Raw genomic sequence first — 23,146 nt, forward strand, 5'->3', positions numbered from 1 at the left:
TTTTACCAATATATTTCATAAGAAATATAATACAATTTAACTATAATATACTTATTTATGAAATTTATAAACAAATTATAAATTATCAATAAAACGTGATTAATATCACAGTTTGAAAGATTTTTGTATGATACCATCTAGTGGTAAAAGTTAATTTTTAAACAATAAAGTTAAAAAAATAACAAAATATAAAAGAAATGGAGGAAAATAATGAGTAATTATAATTTAAGAGGAAGCTCAACTAGAGGTCTTGTAGGAACGACTTTAGGGTTTTTTGTAGGATTTGCAGCAGTAGCTCTTTATGGTTCAACTGCAACTGTTTTTAAAGGTGTATTTCAAGATTTAAATCCTATATTATTGGCATTATTAGTAGCTGCACCTAACTTATCTGGTGCCCTTCTTAGAATTCCTTTTGGGGCTTGGGTTGATACAACGGGTGGAAAAAAACCGTTTATAGTATTATTTATATTATCAATTATAGGAATGTCAGGCTTATATATTCTAGTTGCTTTCTTTGGAGATAGTTTGGGTAATTATTATTCATTATTATTTATATTTGGTATATTATCAGGATGCGGTATAGCAACATTCTCAGTAGGAGCTAGTCAAACATCATATTGGTTCCCTAAAAGTAAGCAAGGTGTAGCGTTAGGCGCTTATGCTGGATTTGGTAACTTAGCTCCAGGAATATTTTCTCTTATTTTACCTATAATAGCATTACCGTTATTAGGATTATCAGGATCTTATTTAGCATGGTTAATATTTTTAATATTGGGTACAATAGCATATTGTTTTGTAGCAGAGAATGCTTGGTATTTTCAATTAATAAAAAAAGGTGTATCAAAGGAAAAAGCTAAGGAAATAGCTAATAAAGAATACGGTCAAGAGTTATTTCCAAATGATAAAGTAAGTGAAAGTTTAGTAACATCAGCAAAAACATGGAAAACATGGGCTTTAGTTATAATATATTTTGCAACTTTTGGAGGATTTTTAGCTTTAACAAGTTGGTTCCCAACTTATTGGACAAGTTTCTTTGGAACTAAAACAATTACAGCAGGTGTACTGACTGCAATGTATTCACTTTTAACTTCACTTATAAGAGTATATGGTGGAAAACTAGCAGATAAAAAAGGTGGAGAAAAGGTTACAATAATAGCATTAGTTATTGCACTTATTGGAGCAATCTTTATGACATTTGCAGGTTCTATAGGATTTGCAATAGTAGGTATTGTAATTTTAGCTATAGGAATGGGTATTGCCAACGGTGGAGTATTTAAAATAGTTCCAAATGCTGTTCCACATGCTGTAGGAGGAGCTACAGGATGGATTGGAGGTCTTGGAGCATTAGGTGGATTTATAATACCAATTGTGATGGCAAGTTTTGTGTCAGAAACTGAAGGATATTCAACAGGATTCTCTGTGTTTATAGTTCTTATGGTTATATCTATTATAATAGTAGGTGTTTTAAGCAAGGGAAAGAAAAAAGCATAGATTATATGAATTAATAAGTATTAAAAAGGTAGTATCAATTTACTTTGATACTACCTTTTTATATTGAAATATAATTATTTCTAATGTTTATATGTATTTTTTTTCCATATAGAATATCCATCTATATCAGAAGCTAATTTTTTCATAACAGTTTTCCAATTCTCTTTATATTCATCACCTAAAGAGTTAAAGATAGCATTCATTTTTTTATTTTGTACTTTTGTTAATTCGTTAGCAAGTTTAGTTCCAGAAGAGGTTAGACGAAGTTCTTTTATTCTTTGGTCTTTTTCAGATTTAGAGCTTTCGACAAGATTCATATCAATAAGTTGTTTTAAAGGGGTTTGAAGGGCTTGCTTGCTTATATCTAAAAGTTTTAAAAGTTTATTAACACTAATTCCAGGAAATTTATTTATAAAAAATAAAATCCTATGATGAGTTCTTTGTATTTTATATTTTTCTAAAATTCTATCTGGTTCGCTTGTGAATGTTTTATATCCGTAATAGAATAAAACTAATAAATCATCTAAATCATTATTATTCATTATTTTCTCCTAAAATTCACATAATAAATAATTATTAAAAGTAATATAGCCCCACTTATATGATAAATGGGGTTTATAAATTTTACAACTATTTTTGTTATTTTATATTTTAATATTGATTTTGCTTAGAAAATTTCTCTGATAAATTCTTTAATAATTTTGGTGCGTCCATTTTTCCCATAACTACTTCAACCAATACAAGTTTATCTTTTATGTTATTTATTTTGTTTAAAACAGTATCTAATTCTTTAGCACTTGTAACCTTAAATGATACACTTTTAGAAGAACCATTAAATACTTGAGGAAGTGATTTATAATCCCACATATTTATATCATTATAGTGCCTATTTGCCCCATGTATATATCTTTCAACAGTATATCCATCATTATTTATAATAAACAAAATAGGGTTTAAGTTATTGTATAGTATAGTTGATAGTTCTTGCGCAGTCAATTGGAATGATCCATCGCCTATTAAGAGAATATTACGGCGAGTTTTATCAGCTATTTGAGTTCCAAGTAGTGCACCTAAAGTGTATCCAATTGAACCCCAAAGAGGTTGTCCAACAAACATACAATTTTCCTTAAGATTTAATGTACAAGCTCCAAAAAATGAAGTTCCTTGTTCAGCCAATAGTACATCATTAGGTTTAATAAAATTATTAATCTTGTTAAAGAAAGATTTTTGAGTTAAGATTTCACTAGAATTTAATTCGTCACAAGGAACATCTTCTTCGATATTAATATTTTCCTTTTTAAAATTTCTAGATGCAACATTAGATGCTAATTTTGTTAATATGTCTTTCATGTAAATATTACTAAAGGTTTTATTATCAAGAGTTGAAAATAGTGGATGAATATTTATTATATCAATATCGTTTAGATTATGAATGAAGCTAAATCCAGCAGTAATTGAATCTGTAAGTTTTACTCCAATAAGTATAAAGCAATCAGCTTTTTCAACTATAGATTTTATGTAATCATTGCTTAAAGTTCCATTGTATGTTCCGATAAATTGGGAATGAGTTTCATCTATAACTCCTTTTCCAAGTCCTAAAGAGGCAACAGGTAAACCTGATTTTTCAATAAAATTTAAAAGTTCATTGTTTAGACCATATCTATTAACTTCAAAATCAGTTAAAATCATAGGAAATTTAGCATTATTAATTTTATTAAGTAAGTTTTCAGTGAATTTTTCTAGAGTTTTTTTATCGCTTTCAAATTTGCTAAGAGAAAGTGGAGAATCATTATCTAAAATTTCAGTACCACTAATGTCGATAGGAAGACCTATATAAACTGGCTTTTTTTCATAATAACATTTGCAAAGAATAGAATCTATCTCTTTAGAAGCTTTATCTAGGTCATCTAATATACAAGTTCCAACAGTAACTTGTTTAAAGGCTTCAGAAAAATTATTAAATATTCCTTCACCTAGAGTGTGATGAACTAGTTTTTTATTATTCATAACTGTAGTAGAAGGCATTCCGACAATTTTTATAACAGGAACATGTTCCGCATAAGAACCTGCTATTCCATTTATGGCACTAAGTTCTCCTACACCAAAAGTTGTAACTAATGCTCCCATTCCATTTATTCTTGCATAACCATCAGCTGCATAAGAAGCGTTTAATTCGTTACAATTTCCTATCCAATTTAGGTTTTCAGCATCATCTATTTGATCTAAAAATAGAAGATTATAATCACCTGGGACACCAAAGACATCTTTAATTCCTAATTCTTTTAGTCTTTTTATTAAATAATTTCCAACTGTTATTTTTTTTGTCATATTAACACCCCATTTTGTAGTTTTATGCGTTAACTTATCTTATATGCAATAAAAATAAGTTTAAATTTCATATTTTATATATTGGACAAAATTTAATTCAGTTTAAATTATAGCAATATCGATTATAATAGTCAACAATGTTGACCTAAAAATTATAATTACTATTTGAATAAAATAAAGGTTTTGTATAAAATATTTTTATGTAATAAAAATTAAAAGGAAGTGAAAAAGATGGGTCTTTTTTATAAACAAAAACAAGATAAATTCTTAGATTTTGAGAGTTTATCTGGGGATGATATGATATATATTGTTTTAAAAAAATTAGTAGCAGAGGGAAAGTTTAATGAAGGAGAAAACTTTCTTTTTGAAGAAGCTAAAAAAAATATTACACCAAGAGTTTTTAATATAGGAACTTGGTTTTATGAAACATTAAATGAGAAAGAAGATGAAGAATTATTAAAAGCAAATTTCACAAGAGAAGAAATAGAAGATGGCTTAAAAGATTTTAAAAAAATCTTTAAAGCCATGAATAAGTAAAAAGTTATTTAAGTTTTCCATCAACTGAAACAATAGATACTTTTAATGGGATATTTTTAGTGCTGTTTTCTATGGCTTTTTTCACTACATTAACCATGTTAGCACAGCATGGAACTTCCATTCGTAGAACTGTTATAGATTTTATAGTATTTTTAGTAAGTATTTCTGTAAGTTTTTCAGAATAATCAACTGCATCTAATTTAGGGCAGCCAATAAGAGTAACTTTACCCTTTATAAACTCATTATGTATGTTAGCATAAGCATATGCTGTACAATCAGCTGCGATTAAAAGATCGCAATTATCAAATTTGGGGTTTATAGTTCCTATAAGTTTAATTTGTATTGGCCATTGCATAAGAGTTGTGCTTTCAGATGGATTATTTAGTTTATTATTCATTAATGACAAATTACTGTTCATAATTAGTACTCCTTTTTTTAGTTTTTATATTTAATCAATGTAATTTCTATTTAACATGAGTTAATTATAAAACTTAAAAAAAAAAAAAACGGTAATTTAAGTTACCATTTAATTTAAGGGGTATCTAAAATAAATGTTGATTTTAGAGAGATTGAATTAAATATTAAAGTATTTTATTAATGCTTTTATTCTTTCTAAAATCAGCATTTTATAAAAGATAAATATATTTTAAAGCAGTTTAATGTTATTTTGTGAGCATTTTTCTAAAGTGAAATCATCCCAGACAGTTGCTTGAACTTCTCCGATATGTGCTTTTCTTAAGAAAAACATACATATTCTAGATTGTCCGATACCTCCACCTAATGTTTGAGGTAGCTTATCATTTAAAAGAAGACTGTGAAATTCAAGATTAGCTCTATCCTCACAATTAGCTTTTTTTAATTGAGATAAAAGAGTGCTTTTATCTACTCTTATTCCCATAGATGATAGTTCAAAAGCCTTGTCTAAAACTGGATAATAAAAAAGAATATCTCCATTTAAATTCCAATCATCATAATCAGGGCTTCTATCATCATGCTTATAACCAGATGTTAGAGTGTCTCCAATACCTATTAAAAATACAGCTTTTTTTTCTCTGCAAATAGCATTTTCTCGTTCTTTAGGTGATAAATTAGGATACATATTATAAAGTTCTTCAGTCGTTATAAATGTTATTTCTTCTGGCAATATTTTTTCTATATGGGGATAAAGTGTAGCTACATAATTTTCTGTATCTTTAAAAACTTTATATATAGCTTTAACGCTATCTTTTAAATAAGATAAATTTCTATCTTCGTTAGTTATTATTTTTTCCCAATCCCATTGGTCAACGTATATTGAATGAAGGTTATCTAAATCTTCATCACGTCTTATAGCGTTCATATCTGTATATAAGCCTTCATATGTTTTAAAATCATATCTTTTAAGCGCAAGTCTTTTCCACTTAGCTAAAGAATGAATTATTTCAACATCACTTTTGGTAGCCTTAATATCAAATAAAACAGGGCGTTCTACACCGTTTAAGTTGTCATTAAGTCCAGAACCGTATGGTAAAAATAGTGGAGCTGATACTCTAGTTAAATTTAAAGCTTTAGATAAAGAATTTTCAAAAAAATCTTTAACCTTTTTTATTGCGATTTCTGTTTCTTTTAATGATAAAGTTTGTACATAACTATCAGGAATAAATACTTTTGATGTTGTTTGTTGTTTCATAAATTATCTCCTTTAAAATGTTTAATTATTAAATCTTAAATATATTTTTATATTCTATTTATTGCAAATATAACAATAATTATGCTTTTACAATATTATTTTATGTGGAAATTAAAAAAGACCTATTCATCCTATATAATAGGACGAAAGGTCTAAAAGTTTTCCGCGGTACCACCTAAATTAGCTAAAAAGCTCTCTTAAACAATATTGAAAGAAATGTAATTATTCAATATATCTCTTTTTTAACGGTAAGACACCGTCTAAGCCTACTATCTAATGGAGAGATTTCGGTTAGAAATTCAAGGATGTTCTTCATAAAAGTTGCCTTTATGAGGCTTACACCATCCCTCACTCGCTTAAAAGGTTTATAACTTAAATTACTCTTCCCATCAATATTTTTACGTTTTAAAATTATTATATACAATATATCTTTAATAAATAAATTTGTCAATAAATTTTATAATACTAATTTTCAAAAATAATAATAATAAATAGAAGTACCAAACCTATAATACATGAAATTATCCCTAAATAAATGCCTTGAGGAACAAATTTAAGTAAAATATTTTGTGTTCCTTTTTGAAGACGAATTTCAGTTAAGTAATTGAAATTATAAGTTTTTACTTGTTTTCCGTTAATATAAGCTTTCCAACTAGTATCATAAGGAATTGATAAAAATAAAGCTTGATTATCATTTGATGCAGTTACATTTCCGCTAACTGTGGTATTAGTAACTTTTAAGTTTTGAATTTCTTGTTTTTTTAGTGTTGATATTGTTTTGTTAAATGTTTCTAAATTAAGACCATATAATTCTATACTATCAAGATTAAAATCTACATCTTGATTAAAGTCTATGGCAAGTGTCATTTCCTGACCTTTTTTTAGATATCCAAGGTCTAAAACACTCCTGCAAAAGAAACTACCATAATCACCTAGATATTTGTTGTTAGCATAAACATATGATGTTAATTTATCCGAGTTTGGAATATTTAAATAAAATTCTCCGCTGTAAGGAGCTGTATATTTTATTATAATGTTGCTTGATTTATTAGGATTTATATCCGTAACCATCTTATCATTGTATTTAGCTAGATTATTCAGTTCAAGTGAATAATTAGTAATAGGTGACATATAATTTATAAAGTTAGGATTTGAAAGATTTATTCCTTCAAAAGCATTTAAAAGTATATTATCATTTTCTAAATAATTATTAGTAAAGGTTAGGCTATTATTTAATGTATAATCGCTTACCACAAAACCTAAAGAAAGAGCATAAGGATTTTCATTTATAACTCCAACTGGGCTATTTAGTTTTATGTAAGATGACCCTAAATAATCATTAGATAAAACATATTTCATATTTAAAACAGAATCTAATAAAAGATTACTATTCCAGTGCATAAGTGTTGTATATGAGTTATCATTTTGAACACCAAAATCATTTGTTAGAAATTTGTTTAATCCTTGATTAGAAAAAGTTGTGCTTATAGATAAACCATTTGCATTAAGAGCCATACCTGTATTTAAATCAGTAGTATTTGTAGTTGTTCTAAAAAATTCATTATTATTTAGATTATTTAAATAAGAAACATCATCTCTGTACTTAATTAAATCACTGTAAGTGTCACTTTTATAAGAGCCAACTTCCCTATGTACATCAACTAAGTAGCATCTACAAGCTATAGTAGTTTCACATAAAACAGCAACAAATATAAGAGCTGAAATTATAATTATATCAGGTTTTGATAAATGGTTCTTGTTTTTATAAAGCAACAATAAAAACATATATATAATTATAAAAACAATATTTATAAGAATTATCAAGCTGTCATCATATATAAAAAATATACCAATGAGCATGCTAAGCAATATTGCACAAGATATAATGATAACTTTATTTGTTGTATATTCTATATTTATAAAAGCTTTGTACGCTATAATTAACACCACAAAAGAAAATATAAACGAGTACCTAAACATATACCAAACAGGACTATTAAAACAATGCCAAGCAAAATTTATAATAGGCGTAGAAAAACTAAGTATAAATATAGCTAGTATTATAAAGTAAGTTAATTTTTCTTTATAAGATATTTTTTTATTTAAGAAAAATGGTATTACTAAAATAAGGGGGATAAGCCCACAATAAATATTAGGAGCGCCAAAGGATATTTCATCATAAGTTCCTAAAAATAACTTTTCCGCAAATGTACTAAATCTAAAGGTATTTATAATAGGATTAGATTCAAGTCCTCCACCATTTTTAAGAGAAAAGTAAGCAGGTATTAATAAAATACAAGATATAAGTGCAGCTATTATTGCTCCTAACATAAATTTTAAAAAGTATCTAAGAAAATTCTTAAAACCTTTTTTAGATGTATCGTCTCTATTTATGTATATAGCTATAAAATATATAAAAGTAAAAATTCCTATCATATAAGATAAGTAAAAATTAGATATAAACATTATTGTTAAGAAAATAATAAAGAATCTAATTTTTTTAGTTTCTATGATTTTATGTACTCCAATTAAAATTAATGGCATAAAAATGAGTGCATCAAGCCACATAATGTTTAAAAAATATACTATTACATAGCACATAAGTGAATACATAACTGCAAACATTACAGTAAATATGTTTATATTTTTATGTACATATTTTATGTAAAGAGAGAAAGTTAATCCTTCAAAAGCTACCTTTACAAGAGTCATAACCAATAATGCAGTAGACATCATGCTACTTGGAAATAAAAGTACAATTAATGAAAATGGACTTGCTAAAAAGTAAGCAAAATTTCCTACAAAGCTTTGGCCGAGACCTATTTTCCATGTATAAAATATTTGAACAAAATTACCAGTTCTAAACATATCCTGATAACCAGTATAAAACTTAGCATATATTTTATACATATCGCCAACTAAAATACTTTCTTTACCTAAAGGGCCTATATTAGCAAAAGATAAGGCAATAAAAAGTATAATAGGAGGAATAACGAAGCTTAATAATAAATAAAGTTTTGTGTTTTTATTATTAACCATGTTTTAATCCTTTCAAGAATAATTAAATTTTTATAATAAACTATCTTTAAATTATACTTATTTATCAATAAAATTGCAAAAGAGTATGGAAAAATTCATCGAATTTTAAGAAAGAATATAAACTTATTTCATTATTAAAATTTATATAATATGTTAATAATTATAAATAATTTAGTTTGAAATTGTAGGTTAATATAATATGAGAAAAAATGTTATAAAGGTCATAAATTTTAAAAGTAAAGTTAGAAAAAAGCTATTTAAAATAGTGGCTATAATTACTTTAATATATTTTTTATTTTTTACTGTCTTTACTATAATGAGAAGAGAAGAAAAAGTGCTTTGGCTTAGAAATTGTTATTTTGCTCATAGAGGACTTTTTAACAATGATGATTTACCTGAAAATTCTATTAAAGCTTTTAAAAATGCGATAAAAAATGGTTTCGCAATAGAATTAGATGTTCAGTTTACAAAGGACAAAAAGGTTATCGTGTTTCATGATTATACATTAGAAAGACTTACAAAAGATTTAAGAAAAGTAGAAGATGTAACATATGAGGAATTAGAAAGTTTAAATCTTTTAAATAGTAAGGAAAAAATCCCACTTTTAGAAGAAGTTTTAAATATAGTAAATGGAGATGTTCCTCTTTTGATTGAAATAAAAAATTGCAGTAATATTTTAGAACTTGGGGCGAGTGTAGCTGATTTGCTTGAAAATTATAATGGAAAATATGCTATACAATCTTTTGATACATGCGTGTTAAAATGGTTTAAAGAAAATAAGGGATGTAATGTATTAACAGGGCAATTAATAGGAAAGTACACAGGGATAGAAACGTTTAGACATTGTGAGAATTTAGTTTTGGATTTTAAAAAATTTTTTTTAGAATACAAGGTGGATTTCTTATCTATAGATAGTTATGATGTAGATAATTTAGCGATAAAAATATTTAGAATTCTAAGAGTTCCTATATTGTCTTGGACAATAAGAAATAATGATGAATTAGAAAATATAAAGGATTTGGCAGATGGATATATATTTGACAGTTTTGTTCCTGTAAATAATTAAATAGAAATTTGGAATGGAGATTATTTTATTAGTAAAATAACACCATATTTAAAGTGAATTTTATGATAAAAATTATTATCAATTAAATGTTGTGATAAAATATAATTAAAAAATTTTATAAGTTTACAAATAAAATATTCTTTAGTGAATAGCACATTATATTTTAGGAGAATTAAGATGAAATTATTAAAAAAAGATATGACTTGGCTTTTAAATGGATATTTTGCGCATAGGGGATTATTTAATAAAGAATTCCCTGAAAATTCTATGGAAGCTTTTGATAATGCAATAAAATATGGATATGGAATAGAACTTGATGTCCAATTTTCAAAGGATGAAAAATTAGTAGTTTTTCATGATGATAATTTAAAACGTGTTACAGGAGATAATAGGAATGTATGTGATGTAGAGTATAGAGAACTAAAAACTTTAAAACTTAGTAATACAGAAAAAACTATTCCGCTTTTTGAAGATGTTTTAAAAAAAATAGATGGAAAGGTACCATTAATAGTTGAAATTAAGCATGGAAATCAAAGTGAAAAATTAGCAGAGGAAACATTTTTGCTTTTAAAAAAATATAAAGGTAAATATGCTATACAATCCTTTGATCCATTTATATTGAATTGGTATGTTAAAAATCAACCACAAATTATAAGGGGACAATTGTCTGCAAGTCCAAAAAATTATGTAGGATTTAAAGGATACGAAAAATTTATTTTAGCAAATCTTTTACTTGATTTTAAGAGTAAACCAGATTATATTTCTTATGAATTAAAAGGATTGCCTAATTTTATGGTATCATTTAGTAAAAAAATTTTTAAAACTCCTATACTTGTTTGGACTATTAAAAATGAAAATGAGCTTAGTAAGGCTAAGATATGTGCAGATGGTTATATATTTGATAGCTTTGTTCCTAGAAAATAGAATATATGGATTGTAAAAATAAATCACAATCCATATAGTGTAAAAAATTATTGCATAGAGTTGTTATTAGTTTGGCTAGTTATAGAATTTTCATTTTTATTTAATGAAAAGTTGTTGTCACTATGTGTAGCTGTAGGTTGTTGATGTTGGTTTGGCATAGAAGTATTTTTTATATTGTTAGTTATTGAATTATTATATTGATTTTCTTTTGAATTAAAGATTTTTTTTACTTCACTAGTAAAATCTTTAACTCCTTCGGCAGTATTACTACTAAATTCTTTAATTCCTTCTGTAATATCATGCTTAGCGGCAGAGGCACCGTTTTTTATGTGTGTCATAGCGTTAGCTGTATTATTTTTAATATTTTGAGCTGAGTTTTGCATTTGATTTTTTATTAACCTAGAGCTATCTTTTATATCTTGTTTCATGTTGTTTAGATTATTTTTTATTTCATTCATATTGTTCTTTTTCATAATTTTAAACACCCCTAAACTTATATTTTTATTTCAATGCTTATTTAAATAAACTAGAAACATTTGTTAGAAAATATAAAACTTATTTAAGATATTTAAGCATTGTGTAATAATATTTTGTGTTTATTGTATTTTTATATTCTATGTAGACATAAATTTTAAGAGGTGATAATGGATGTTTTTAGTAAGTGCTTGTCTTTTAGGGATTAATTGCAAATATAATGGTGGCAATAATAAAAATAAAAAGGTTATAGAATTTTTAAAGAATAAAAAATTTATTATGGTATGCCCTGAGGAATTAGCTGGTTTAGGCACTCCAAGAATTCCTTGTGAATTAATTCAAAAAGAGAATGGAGATATTGAAATAATAAATAAAGAAGGTAAAAATTTAACAAAAAAATTTTTAAATGGTGCTAATGAAGTATTAAAGATAGCAAAAAGTAATAATGTAAAAAAGGCTATTTTAAAAGCAAAAAGTCCTTCTTGTGGAAATGGTTTAATATATGATGGTTCCTTTACATCTACGTTAGTAGTAGGGGATGGTATAACTACTAAACTTTTAAAAGAAAATAATATAGAAGTGTTTACAGAAGATGAAATTTAAGGAATGATTAAAAAGGAAAATTATGAGTTTTATAAATAGAAAAAACTAAAATTATAATTAAATTTGATATAATAAGATTAATATTTAATAGTTTAGGAGTGGTATTAAAATGAAAGAAGAACAAATAAAAAAAGCAAGAGAATTATATAATGGAACTTGTAGAGTATGCAAAGTTTGTAATGGAGTAGCTTGTGCAGGTGAGGTTCCAGGAGTTGGTGGAAAAGGAACAGGAGATTCTTTTAAGGAAAATGTGAAGGCATTAAATGATATAAAAATAAATATGAGAGTTATACATAACGCTAAAAATCCAAATACTGAAACAGAATTGTTTGGGAAAAAAATGAGTGTACCAATATTTGCAGCTCCAATAACTGCGACATCCCTTAATATGGGAGGAATAGTTTCAGAGGAGGAATATATAATATCTGTTATTGAAGGATGTTTGGATTGTGGGATTTATCCAATGGTCGGAGATACCGCCATAGATGAATGTTTAGTTACGAATTTAGAGATATTAAAGCAACATAATGGACAAGGTATAGTATTTATTAAGCCAAGAAAAAATAATGTTATAATTGAAAAGATAAATATGTCCAAAAAAGTCAATGTTTTTGCTATGGGAATTGATATAGACGGTGCAGGGCTTTTAACTATGGCACTTCATGGGAAAGATGTAGAACCTAAAACTGTTGAAGAACTTAAAGAGCTTAAGGCAAGTACTAATGTTCCATTTATATTAAAAGGAATAATGACAGTAGAAGATGCTAAGTTTGCGGTAGAAGCTGGAATGGATGCTATTGTTGTGTCAAATCATGGAGGACGTGTTTTAGATCAAACACCTGGAACAGTTGAAGTTTTGCCTAAAATAGCTAGAGAGGTAAAAGGAAAAATTAAGATTTTAGTGGATGGAGGAATTAGAAGTGGAGTGGATGTATTAAAATGCTTAGCACTTGGAGCTGATGGCGTTTTAATAGGACGACCTTTTGTAACAGCAGCATTTGCAAATGGAAAAGAAGGGGTAAAAGAATATGTAGCCTCACTTCAAAGTGAATTGAAATCAGCTATGATACTTACAGGATGCAATACAATTTCTGAGATAGATGAAAAAGTTATATATAAAAAATAGTAAAAATAAAAGATTAATTACAGTCTTATTTTGAGATGTAATTAATCTTTTTATGTTTTATAAATTATTATTAGTAGTCCATGTAGAATAAGGAATTTTATAATTATTTTCTTTGTTTTCTTCGACGTATTTATAAAAGTTATTCAAAAATTCAGCACGCTCTTTAAGGTTTGTTAAATCTGCTCCGCCTTTTTTTATTTGATATTCTAATATTTCTTTTAATGATAAATTATCATCATTATTCATAATTTGATAAAGAACCATAAATTGGGTTGTTCTACCTATTCCGTGAGCACAATGAAAGTGAATATGTAAATTTTTCGATTTATCTTTTATAAGGCTAACAAAATTATCAACTATTTCTAAAGATGGAATACCTTCATCTTTAACAGGAAGTCTTAGATAAGTAGAGTTGGAGTTTGTTATTAAAGTTTCTTCATCAAATACAGTTTTAGATTTTATGATTTTATATATTTCGCCAGTTTTTTTATAGATAGTAACATTAGTGTTGATAGGTACAGAGGATAAGAGGATTTTTTCATTCTTTAAAACATTTGTAGTATTTAATCCACAATTTAGAATATCTGAATTGCCAAAGTAACTAAAAGCTAGGTTATTTATAAAGCCATGAGATTCCTGTCTTAAATCCACAAATAAAATATCTTTAGCATTAATATCTTTTATTATGTGATTAACTTGTTTAGGGGTAAATTGGGCACTTCCTGATATATTTAAATTTTTTATGTTCCTATAATTAGCAGGTAAACTTTTTTTAGAATCAGTATCTATTATCTTTAAAGGTTCAGATATATTATTCGTTTTAGCAAATGTAATATTGGAAAAGCAAGAAAAAAATGTTGATATTATTATAAAGGTAGATAAGTATTTTAAAAATTTTTTCATAATATTCTCCTATATAGTTTAGTATTATTGTTAGTTTTTCTTATAATGCTTTTAGATATACAAATTGTATGATTTATTAAGAATTATTTTATAAATAATATGAATTAAAATATATTTGAGATAGCTAAGAAAAACAATATTATATTTTGTTTTTAATATTTAAATATAGAAAAATATAGTTTTATATAGTATTATTGTAAATAAAGATGTGTTTTAGGGGGAGTGAATTATGGTGTATTTAGAAAAATATTTAATTTTTTTGGTACCAATAATAATTATTATAGCTTTGATTTTAGCTACATGGAAGAAAGCTCCACAGGATAAAGCTATAGTAGTAACTGGGTTAAAGAGAAGGGTTATAAGTGGAAGAGGAGGAATTGTGATTCCGTTTTTTGAGCAATGCGATAGAATATCATTAGAGAATATGAAAGTTGAAGTTAAAACTCATGAATCATTAGATAAAAATGGTGTTCCTATTGATACAGATGGTGTTGCAATAATTAAAGTAAAATCAGATACAGAAGGTGTTCTTTCAGCTGTAGAGCAATTTAATACAGGTAGAGAAAAGGAAACCATAGAAGTGATTAAAGAGACCGTTCAAGATGTTTTAGAAGGAAAGCTTAGAGAGATAGTTTCAAAAATGTCTATTGAGGAAATTTATAAGGATAGAGAGATGTTTGCAAATGAGGTAGAGGATGTTGCTAAATCAGATCTTCAAAAAATGGGTCTTGAAATTAAAACATTTACTATTAGAGATATAGATGATACAAAGGGATATTTAACAGCACTTGGAGCAAAGCAAATAGCAGAGGTTAAGAAAAATGCACCAATTGCAGAAGCGGAAGCAAGACGTGAAGAGATGGAAAAAACTGCAGAAGCTAAAAAAAGAGGAACAGAAGCTCAACTTAAAGCAGAAACTGAAATTGCAAGAGCTACTAAAGAAAAAGAATTAAAGATTCAAAGTTACAAAGAAGAAGAAAAAAAGGCACAAGCAAAAGCTGATTTCGCTTATGAAGTTGAGAAAAATACTGTTCAAAAACAAGTTATAGAGGCTCTTAAAAATGCGGAGCTTTTTGAAGAACAAAGGCAAACAGAAATAGCTAAGCAACAAGCAATTAAAAAGGAAAGAGAGCTTGAAGCAAATATTAAAAAAGTTGCAGAAGCAGAAAAATATAAGGAAGAGCAAGAAGCAGATGCTGACAGATATAAGCTTATAAAACAAGCAGAGGCGGAGGCAGAATCAATAAAGATAAAAGGATTAGCAGAGGCTGAAGCTATAAGGTTAAAAGGTGAAGCAACAGCAGATGCTATGAAAGCAGAAGCTAGTGCCATGAAAGAAAAGGCTGAAGCATATAAAATGTATGGTGAGGCAGCTATAGTTCAAATGTTGGCAGATAAGTTGCCTGAGGTTGCAAAATATATTTCAGAACCAATAGGTAAAACTGAAAAAATGATAATTATTGATAATGGAGGAGATGGAGGAGCATCAAAGATAACTAAAAATGTTACTAGTATAATATCAGAAATTCCAGAAGTTATAAATTCATTAACTGGAATAGATATGATTGACATAGTTAAAAATTTGAAAAATAATAATGTGGAAAATAGTATTGATGCAAAGGACAACATAGATTGTAAAGAAGAGATTTAAATAAAATTATAAGATAATATAAGTTAGTTAATATTTTAGTATTAGATTAATATATAATTTTAATGAAATATAGGTAAATCTTTAGAAATTCTTTAGATTTACCTATATTTTTTATTTATTATTAACGATTATTATATTAATAAGAGATATTTAAGAAGGATATTAAAGGGGTGTGATACATTTATTAAGTTTTAAAATTTCAATGTATAACTATAACATTGAAATATATTTTTAAGCATAAATAGTTAAAAGCATCTACTTCAAACATGTATAAATATGGTATTATATATTATTATGTAATTAAAGGAAATAAAAGAAAAATAATAATATGGGGGATTAAATGAATAATTATAGTGTTTTAGTAGTTGAAGATGAGAGGGATATAGCAATAGCTTTAGAAGCCTATCTTTTAAACCAAGGATATAAGGTTTTGCTTGCTCAAAATGGAGTTGAGGGACTTAAGGCGGTTAAGGAAAATGAAATACATTTAGCTATTGTTGATGTTATGATGCCTAAAATGGATGGAATAACTTTTACAATGAAGCTTAGAGAAGAGTATTATTTTCCTGTTATAATGCTATCTGCAAAATCTGAAGATATTGATAAGATAATGGGGCTTAATATAGGTGCAGATGATTATATAACTAAACCATTTAAGCCTTTAGAACTTTTAGCAAGGGTAAATTCTCAGCTAAGAAGATACTCAAGGTTTTTAAATATGGTTGAAAAAAATCAAAAGAATTCTAAATTACATGTAGTTGGTGGTTTAGAGATTAATGAAGAAACTAAGGAAGTTATTTTAGATGGAGCAAATGTAAAGGTAACACCTAGTGAATTTAAAATATTATTACTTTTAATGAAAAACATAGGTAGAGTTTTTTCATCAGATGAAATTTATGAGAGAATTTGGGAAGAAAAGGCTGTTAATACAGATACTATAATGGTTCACATAAGAAATATAAGAGAAAAGATTGAAATAAATCCGAAAAATCCAAAATATTTAAAGGTGGTATGGGGCGTTGGATACAAAATTGAGAGGCAATGATGATAAATTAAGTAAAGATAAAGAAAAAATAATAATAAATTTAGTAGTTTTAATTTTGATAGTTATTATATCTGTTGGAATATGTCTTTCTTACAATCTTATAAAAGAGATGGCAAGAAGAGAAAAATCAGAAATAAATATTTTTTCACATTATAATTTTATTCAAATGTTGGAAGAGGATAGTTATGCGTTATATTATCAATTAGAGAATAAAAAATCAGAAGAGGATAAAACTCCAAGTGATATTTTGCTTAAAAATGATTTGAGCAATGAAGGAGAATGGGAAGAGGTAAAGAATGAGGTGAATAGCAATATTTATTCATATGGAAATCGACTTCTAAATGGTATAAATAATATAGAATATTACGCCTTTCAAAAAACTGTTGATAAAGAGAATGATGAACAGATTAATGTTGTAAATAATAATGATGAATTGCAAATTTTAAATAGTAATGATGAAGATAATGAATTGTTAAAAAAATTAGATGATGAATATGATTTTTATATAGTTATGAATTATGATTCTCATGGAAATTTAAGTATACCAAAGATTAAAGGTACAGATAAATCTGAAATTTACTCTAATATTTCAAATTATACAACACATGATGGCGTGGATTATGTAAATTATATTAAGGATACCAATTTTATTTATGCAATAAAGGATATTGACAGTACAATAGCAAATTACTATGATTTAGGGAATTATTATCACTATAATTATATAACGATAATATTATGTATTGCATCAATGTTTATAGTGTTTTGTTCTCTTATAATTCCTTATAAATTTACAAAAAAATTAGTAGGAATTAAGTCAATAGTAAAAATTCCTTTTGAAATATTATTTATAGGATTTACTTGTATAATGAGCATATTTTATCTGCTAGGCAGTCAATTAGCTGTTAATACTATGCAAGGCGTATTGATTTCTATATTTCAAAATTTTTATGCTAATTATACATTTAATAGTATAATAATAGGTACGTTTAATATATTATGGTGGATGATAGGTTTTTATATTCTATTTAGTTTTGTAACTTATACCAAATTTATATTCAATACAGGACTGTTAACCTTTATAAAAGAACATACTATAGCAGTTAAAATATTTGTAGGAGTAAAAAAAATTATAGAATATGTTATTAATAATGTAGATATAAGAGAAAAAAATACTAAAAAACTTATAATAGTAGTTGTTATAAATGCTATTATTTTAAGCATAATGTCGATGTTTAGGTTCTTTGGTGTTTTTGGAATAATAATATACTCAATAATAGCATTTAGTTTTGCAAAGAGATATATAGATGATATAAATATTAAATATAATAAGCTTTTAAAATTAACAAATTCCATAGCAGATGGGAATTTAAGTGTAGAAATAGATGAAGATTTAGGAATTTTGAACCCGTTAAAGGAGCAGGTCGAAAAAATTAAAAAAGGATTTAAAAAGGCAGTAGAAAAAGAAGTTAAAAGTGAAAAAATGAAGACTGAACTTGTATCTAATGTATCACATGATTTAAAAACACCATTAACATCTATAATTACCTATGTGGATTTGTTAAAGGATAGTACTTTGGATGAGGAAAAGAAAAAGCAATATTTAGAAACTTTAGATAGAAAATCTCAAAGTTTACAGAATCTAATAGAAGATTTATTTGAAATAAGTAAAGTAAATAGCGAAAATATAAATTTAAATTTAAGTAAAGTAGATTTAGTTTATCTTATGAAACAAACACTTTTAGAATTAGATTATAAAATAAAAGAAGCAGATTTAAGGATAAAAACTAGTTTTAATAAAGATAAAATTATATATTCTTTAGATAGTCAAAAAATATTTAGAGTTTTTGAAAATCTAATAATTAATATAACTAAATATTCTTTAGAAGGGTCTAGAGTTTATATAGATATTTATGAAAGTGATAAAGATATAGAACTAACTTTAAAAAATATAGCAAAAGAAGAAATAAAGTTTAATTCTAAAGATATAATGGAGCGATTTGTAAGAGGAGATAAATCAAGAAATGCAGAGGGTACAGGTCTTGGGCTTGCAATAGCAAAGAGTTTTATCGAAGTTCAAGGTGGAACTTTTAATATAGTGTTAGACGGAGATTTATTTAAAGTTATAATAAAATTTAATAAATAATTTTATAAAGTAAAAGCTATGTTTTAATTACGATTATTTAAAGCATAGCTTTTTATAATGTTAATCAAATAATTTACCTTCAATATATTTATCTATTATTTTTCTAGCAATAGTAAATTTAGGTGGTAAAACAGGTAGATTATTTTTATCAAACCAAGCAGCATGAGATATCTCAATACCATCAACATTTATTTCACCACTAGCATATTCAGCTAAAAATCCAACCATTAATGAATTAGGAAAAGGCCAAGGTTGGCTATTTAAATATTTTATATTTTTAATTTTTATCCCTATTTCTTCAAAAACTTCACGTCTAACACAATCTTCTAAAGTTTCGTTAGAATCAACAAATCCTGCTATAAGACTATATCTATTATTATTAAATTTAGAATTGTGAGCTAATAAAAGTTTGTCATTTTTGATAACTGCAACAATAATAGCTGGAGAAATTCTTGGGTAGTCAATAAGATTGCATTCTGGACAAATTTTAGCTCTTTCATCATTTTTAAAATATGTTTTAGAACCACATCTTCCACAATAATTGCTTTTATTATCCCAATCAAGAATTTGAGATGATTTTCCAGCCATAGAAAAAGAAATATCATCTAAGTAATTACTGGCTTCTCTAAGGTTTATTTCAATTAAATTATTATTAATAGAAATATTAGAATTTAATTCTCCACAAAAATAAGAATTATTTCCTAAAGAACCTATTGGATATTTTCTGTTTAGGTAAGGAAGTAAATTTTTTATATCAAAAAAAGTAGTGAATGTTAAGGTGTTATTTTCTAAAGATTTTAAGATAAGTTTATTATCCTTAAATATAAACCATATATCGGAAGGATTGTTTTTTTCATTAAACAATATTTGGGGTTTAAATATTTCGTAATTATTTTCCATAAAAGATTATAGCAATTAAAGTAAATTGCTAAATGCACCTACCTTTCTATTTATAATATTTATTGTATAATATCTCTTAAAAAATAAAAAGTCTATAACATTAATTACAAGTATTTAAAAAAATATGTTGCATATTTTAGGTTGCTATGTTATTCTTAAGAGGCAAGGAGATACCTTGTATAATAAATTATAAAAATTTAAGGTAGATAACTAAATTTCTCCATTAAGAGAGTTTGTTCATCGAAGTAAATTTTTAAATGGAGGAATTAAAATGGCAGATAAAACAATAGTATGCAAAGATTGCGGAAAAGATTTCGTATTTACTGAAGGAGAACAAGCATTTTACAAAGAAAAAGGATTTGATAATGATCCAGTAAGATGCCCAGAATGCAGAAGAGCAAGAAAGCAACAAAATAGAAGATAGTTAATTCAGACCATCTAAAAATTAGATGGTCTTTTTTATATTAAGATTATTTTAAAAGAGAAAATATTATTATATAATTGAGTAAATCTTATTTATATAATATTAATTTAGAGAAAAGGAGAAAATTTCATGAGAATATTTGCACATAGAGGATATAGTGGGAAATATCCAGAAAATACAATGTTAGCTTTTGAAGGAGCTTTAAAACTTAATGTTAATGGCATAGAATTAGATGTACATAAGACTAAAGATGGAAAATTAGCTGCTATTCATGACGAGAGCATAGATAGAACATTTTTAGGAAATGGATTAGTTAAAGATTATGATTTAAGAGATCTTAAAAAATTAGAAAACAGGGATGAAAAATTTAGAGAGAATATAGATTCTATAATAGGAACTTTAGAAGAAGTTATACTTCTTGTAAGTTTTAAAGATGATTTTGTCTTAAATATAGAACTTAAAACAGATGTAATTCATTATAATGGAATTGAAGAAGATGTATTAGAGATGTTAGATAGCTATGATATGATAGAAAATACAATAATATCTAGCTTTAATCATGAATCATTAAAGATATGCAAAAAAATAAATAAAGATATAAAAACAGCAGCACTTTATAGTGAACCAATAGAGGATATAGTAAATTATGCAAAAGAGTTAGGAGTTTATGCAATACATCCTGATTATAAATTAGTTGATAAAAGTTTAATTAAAAAGTGTCATGAAAATAATATATTAGTAAATGCATATACAGTAAATGAAAAAGAAGATATCGAAAGACTTATAGAAGAAGGAATAGATGGAATAATTACAGATTATCCTAATATTGCTTTAGAAATTTTAAAGAAATAAGATAAAAAATATATTATTAAATTCAAAAAAATGGATTTTTGGATGATTTTTAAACTATTAAGTTTAAATTAACGTTTTCTAACAACGTTTTCTAAGTAAAAAAATATAATATTTGGAAAATAAATATTTTCAAGCATTATATTTTTGTAGTATAATGTTTTAAAAAGATATTATGTTATGAAAAGGGGAGCAAAAGTGGTGTACAGAGAAAAGTATAATGAATGGATAAGCTCAAGTACAATTTCAGAAGAAGTAAAAGAAGAATTAAGAGCGATAAAAGATGAAAAAGAAATAGAAGATAGATTTTATAAAGAATTAGAATTTGGAACTGGTGGCTTAAGAGGAATAATAGGTGCTGGAACTAATAGAATGAATGTTTACACTGTTGGGAAAGCTACTCAAGGATTTGCAGATTTTATAAATGACACATATAAAGGTGAGAAAGCAATTGCAATAGCATACGATTCAAAAAATATGTCTAAAGAGTTTGCAAAAGCTGCTGCTTTAACTCTTTGTGCAAATGATATAAAGGTATATCTTTATGAAAGTTTAAGACCAACACCTATGCTTTCTTTTGCGGTTAGACATTTAAAATGTAAAGCGGGTATTGTTATAACAGCTTCACACAATCCAAAAGAATATAATGGATATAAGGCTTATGGAGAAGATGGATGTCAGTTAACTGATGAACCAGCAAAGGAAGTAATAGGTTATGTAAATAGAGTTGAAGATTATAGCAAAATAAAGACTATGAGTGAAGAGGAAGCTTTAGAGAAAGGTCTTTTAGTTTATATAGGAGAAGATGTTGATAAGGCTTATATAGAATCTTTAAAATCTTTGACTATAAGAGAAGAATTAGTAAAAGACCATGCTAAAGATTTAAAAATAGTCTATACTCCAATACATGGTTCAGGAAATGTTCCAGTTAGAAGAGTTTTAAGTGAATTAGGATATGAGAATGTTTTAGTAGTTAAGGAACAAGAATTACCAAATGGAAACTTCCCAACAGCACCATATCCAAATCCAGAAAATCCGGATGTATTTAAAATAGCTATGGAAATGGCAAACAAGGTTAATGCAGATGTTATATTTGGAACTGATCCAGATTGTGACAGAATCGGTGTTGTTGTTAAGGATAATAAGGGTGAATTTAGAGTATTAACTGGAAATCAAACAGGAATGCTTTTAGTTAATTATGTATTGGGTTCATTAAAAGAGCTTAACAAACTTCCTAAAAATGGAGTTGTAATAAAGACAATAGTTACAACTGAATCAGTAAGAAAAATGGCAGAAGCATATGGCGTTAAGCTTATTGATGTTTTAACTGGATTTAAATACATTGGAGAAAAAATTAGAGAGTTTGAAGAAACAGGATCTAATGAGTATTTAATAGGTTTTGAAGAAAGTTATGGATATCTATTTGGAACATTTTCTAGAGATAAAGATGCAGTTGTTGCATCAATGCTTATAGCTGAAATGACTTTATATTATAAAAAGCAAGGAAAAACTTTATATGATGCTTTAGTAGAAATATATGAACAATATGGATATTTCAAAGAATCTTTAGTATCTGTAGAACTTAAAGGAAAAGAAGGTCAAGAAAAAATAGGAAGATGTTTAGACCTTTTAAGAGCAGACGAAATAACAGAAGTTAATGGAGTTAAAGTTGTTAAGTCTTTTGATTATAAATCAAGTACAGAAAAAGATTTAATAGCAAATACAACTTCAAAGATAAATCTTCCAAAATCAAATGTTTTAAAATACATTTTAGAGGATGATTCATGGTTTGTTGTTAGACCATCAGGAACAGAACCTAAAATGAAAGTTTATTTAGCTGTTAAAGGAAATAGTCTAGAAGATGCTGATAAACAAACAGAAAGATTTAAATCATCTGTAATGGCTATTGTGAATGAAAAATTAAACTAATTTAGCATGCTTATATAAGTTGTATAAATTTTAAATTTTAAT

The 23,146-nt window shown here is 26.3% G+C and carries 20 protein-coding genes and 1 other annotated feature; of the genes, 12 read left to right on the plus strand and 8 right to left on the minus strand.

The window, feature by feature from the left end:
• The first annotated feature begins 210 nt into the window (after window positions 1–210).
• Window positions 211–1,491 (plus strand): MFS transporter, encoded by a 1,281-nt coding sequence (locus DR020_RS06930; protein WP_112365584.1) that lies wholly within the window; start codon window positions 211–213, stop codon window positions 1,489–1,491.
• Window positions 1,492–1,571: 80 nt separating this feature from the next.
• Here DR020_RS06930 and DR020_RS06935 read toward each other — a convergent pair whose 3' ends face one another.
• On the minus strand, window positions 1,572–2,033 hold the full coding sequence (locus DR020_RS06935; RefSeq protein ID WP_112365585.1) for a MarR family transcriptional regulator: 462 nt from the start codon (window positions 2,031–2,033) through the stop codon (window positions 1,572–1,574).
• 109 nt (window positions 2,034–2,142) lie between these two features.
• A complete protein-coding gene (locus tag DR020_RS06940) occupies window positions 2,143–3,819 on the minus strand; it encodes an alpha-keto acid decarboxylase family protein (RefSeq protein ID WP_112365586.1) in 1,677 nt (558 codons plus the stop codon).
• A gap of 231 nt (window positions 3,820–4,050) precedes the next feature.
• Between DR020_RS06940 and DR020_RS06945 the strand changes: the two genes are divergently transcribed.
• Entirely contained in the window at window positions 4,051–4,356 is a 306-nt protein-coding gene (locus DR020_RS06945) for a DUF6483 family protein (protein WP_055257325.1), read from the plus strand.
• Window positions 4,357–4,360: 4 nt separating this feature from the next.
• Here DR020_RS06945 and DR020_RS12240 read toward each other — a convergent pair whose 3' ends face one another.
• The 3 genes from DR020_RS12240 to DR020_RS06960 all read right to left on the minus strand — a co-directional run bounded on the left by DR020_RS12240 (window position 4,361) and on the right by DR020_RS06960 (window position 9,064).
• Window positions 4,361–4,774 carry a hypothetical protein gene (locus DR020_RS12240; protein WP_160110453.1) on the minus strand — a complete coding sequence of 138 codons (414 nt, stop codon included), beginning with the start codon at window positions 4,772–4,774 and terminating at the stop codon, window positions 4,361–4,363.
• A gap of 228 nt (window positions 4,775–5,002) precedes the next feature.
• Entirely contained in the window at window positions 5,003–6,025 is a 1,023-nt protein-coding gene (gene asnA / locus DR020_RS06955) for an aspartate--ammonia ligase (RefSeq protein WP_112365587.1), read from the minus strand.
• Between the two features lie 136 nt (window positions 6,026–6,161).
• Window positions 6,162–6,427: a binding site (T-box leader), on the minus strand.
• Window positions 6,428–6,490: 63 nt separating this feature from the next.
• Window positions 6,491–9,064, minus strand: a complete 2,574-nt coding sequence (locus DR020_RS06960; protein ID WP_112365588.1) for a YfhO family protein — start codon at window positions 9,062–9,064, stop codon at window positions 6,491–6,493.
• Window positions 9,065–9,263: 199 nt separating this feature from the next.
• Between DR020_RS06960 and DR020_RS06965 the strand changes: the two genes are divergently transcribed.
• Together DR020_RS06965 and DR020_RS06970 are read left to right on the plus strand one after the other, a co-directional pair.
• Window positions 9,264–10,130, plus strand: a complete 867-nt coding sequence (locus tag DR020_RS06965; RefSeq protein WP_112365589.1) for a glycerophosphodiester phosphodiesterase family protein — start codon at window positions 9,264–9,266, stop codon at window positions 10,128–10,130.
• Window positions 10,131–10,307: 177 nt separating this feature from the next.
• The gene (locus DR020_RS06970) at window positions 10,308–11,054 is read left to right on the plus strand and encodes a glycerophosphodiester phosphodiesterase family protein (RefSeq protein ID WP_112365590.1); all 747 of its coding nucleotides are present in this window, start codon (window positions 10,308–10,310) and stop codon (window positions 11,052–11,054) included.
• Between the two features lie 47 nt (window positions 11,055–11,101).
• Here the strand turns inward: DR020_RS06970 and DR020_RS06975 are convergent, their stop codons facing one another.
• The gene (locus DR020_RS06975) at window positions 11,102–11,527 is read right to left on the minus strand and encodes a hypothetical protein (protein WP_055257319.1); all 426 of its coding nucleotides are present in this window, start codon (window positions 11,525–11,527) and stop codon (window positions 11,102–11,104) included.
• Window positions 11,528–11,702: 175 nt separating this feature from the next.
• Between DR020_RS06975 and DR020_RS06980 the strand changes: the two genes are divergently transcribed.
• Both DR020_RS06980 and DR020_RS06985 read left to right on the plus strand, forming a co-directional pair.
• Window positions 11,703–12,131 carry a DUF523 domain-containing protein gene (locus DR020_RS06980; RefSeq protein WP_058992105.1) on the plus strand — a complete coding sequence of 143 codons (429 nt, stop codon included), beginning with the start codon at window positions 11,703–11,705 and terminating at the stop codon, window positions 12,129–12,131.
• Window positions 12,132–12,240: 109 nt separating this feature from the next.
• Complete coding sequence (locus DR020_RS06985) at window positions 12,241–13,257, plus strand: alpha-hydroxy-acid oxidizing protein (protein ID WP_112365591.1); 1,017 nt, start codon at window positions 12,241–12,243, stop codon at window positions 13,255–13,257.
• Window positions 13,258–13,314: 57 nt separating this feature from the next.
• Here the strand turns inward: DR020_RS06985 and DR020_RS06990 are convergent, their stop codons facing one another.
• Complete coding sequence (locus tag DR020_RS06990) at window positions 13,315–14,160, minus strand: fused DSP-PTPase phosphatase/NAD kinase-like protein (protein WP_112365592.1); 846 nt, start codon at window positions 14,158–14,160, stop codon at window positions 13,315–13,317.
• Between the two features lie 229 nt (window positions 14,161–14,389).
• On the opposite strand from DR020_RS06990, the gene DR020_RS06995 reads away from it, so the two are divergent.
• From DR020_RS06995 to DR020_RS07005, 3 genes are all read left to right on the plus strand, one after another.
• Window positions 14,390–15,811 carry a flotillin family protein gene (locus DR020_RS06995; protein ID WP_112365593.1) on the plus strand — a complete coding sequence of 474 codons (1,422 nt, stop codon included), beginning with the start codon at window positions 14,390–14,392 and terminating at the stop codon, window positions 15,809–15,811.
• Window positions 15,812–16,151: 340 nt separating this feature from the next.
• Window positions 16,152–16,856 (plus strand): response regulator transcription factor, encoded by a 705-nt coding sequence (locus tag DR020_RS07000; RefSeq protein WP_112365594.1) that lies wholly within the window; start codon window positions 16,152–16,154, stop codon window positions 16,854–16,856.
• Window positions 16,831–19,002 (plus strand): MFS domain-containing histidine kinase, encoded by a 2,172-nt coding sequence (locus DR020_RS07005; protein ID WP_112365595.1) that lies wholly within the window; start codon window positions 16,831–16,833, stop codon window positions 19,000–19,002. The genes DR020_RS07000 and DR020_RS07005 overlap by 26 nt, the downstream gene beginning before the upstream one ends.
• 60 nt (window positions 19,003–19,062) lie before the next feature.
• Here DR020_RS07005 and nudC read toward each other — a convergent pair whose 3' ends face one another.
• Complete coding sequence (gene nudC / locus DR020_RS07010; RefSeq protein ID WP_055257312.1) at window positions 19,063–19,902, minus strand: NAD(+) diphosphatase; 840 nt, start codon at window positions 19,900–19,902, stop codon at window positions 19,063–19,065.
• 271 nt (window positions 19,903–20,173) lie between these two features.
• On the opposite strand from nudC, the gene DR020_RS07015 reads away from it, so the two are divergent.
• The 3 genes from DR020_RS07015 to DR020_RS07025 all read left to right on the plus strand — a co-directional run bounded on the left by DR020_RS07015 (window position 20,174) and on the right by DR020_RS07025 (window position 23,104).
• Window positions 20,174–20,326 carry a zinc-ribbon domain-containing protein gene (locus DR020_RS07015; RefSeq protein ID WP_055257311.1) on the plus strand — a complete coding sequence of 51 codons (153 nt, stop codon included), beginning with the start codon at window positions 20,174–20,176 and terminating at the stop codon, window positions 20,324–20,326.
• Window positions 20,327–20,455: 129 nt separating this feature from the next.
• A complete protein-coding gene (locus tag DR020_RS07020) occupies window positions 20,456–21,178 on the plus strand; it encodes a glycerophosphodiester phosphodiesterase (RefSeq protein WP_112365596.1) in 723 nt (240 codons plus the stop codon).
• A gap of 195 nt (window positions 21,179–21,373) precedes the next feature.
• On the plus strand, window positions 21,374–23,104 hold the full coding sequence (locus DR020_RS07025; protein ID WP_112365597.1) for a phospho-sugar mutase: 1,731 nt from the start codon (window positions 21,374–21,376) through the stop codon (window positions 23,102–23,104).
• Window positions 23,105–23,146 lie beyond the last annotated feature (42 nt).

Source organism: Sarcina ventriculi (genome assembly GCF_900456775.1).
Classification (GTDB): domain Bacteria; phylum Bacillota; class Clostridia; order Clostridiales; family Clostridiaceae; genus Sarcina; species Sarcina ventriculi.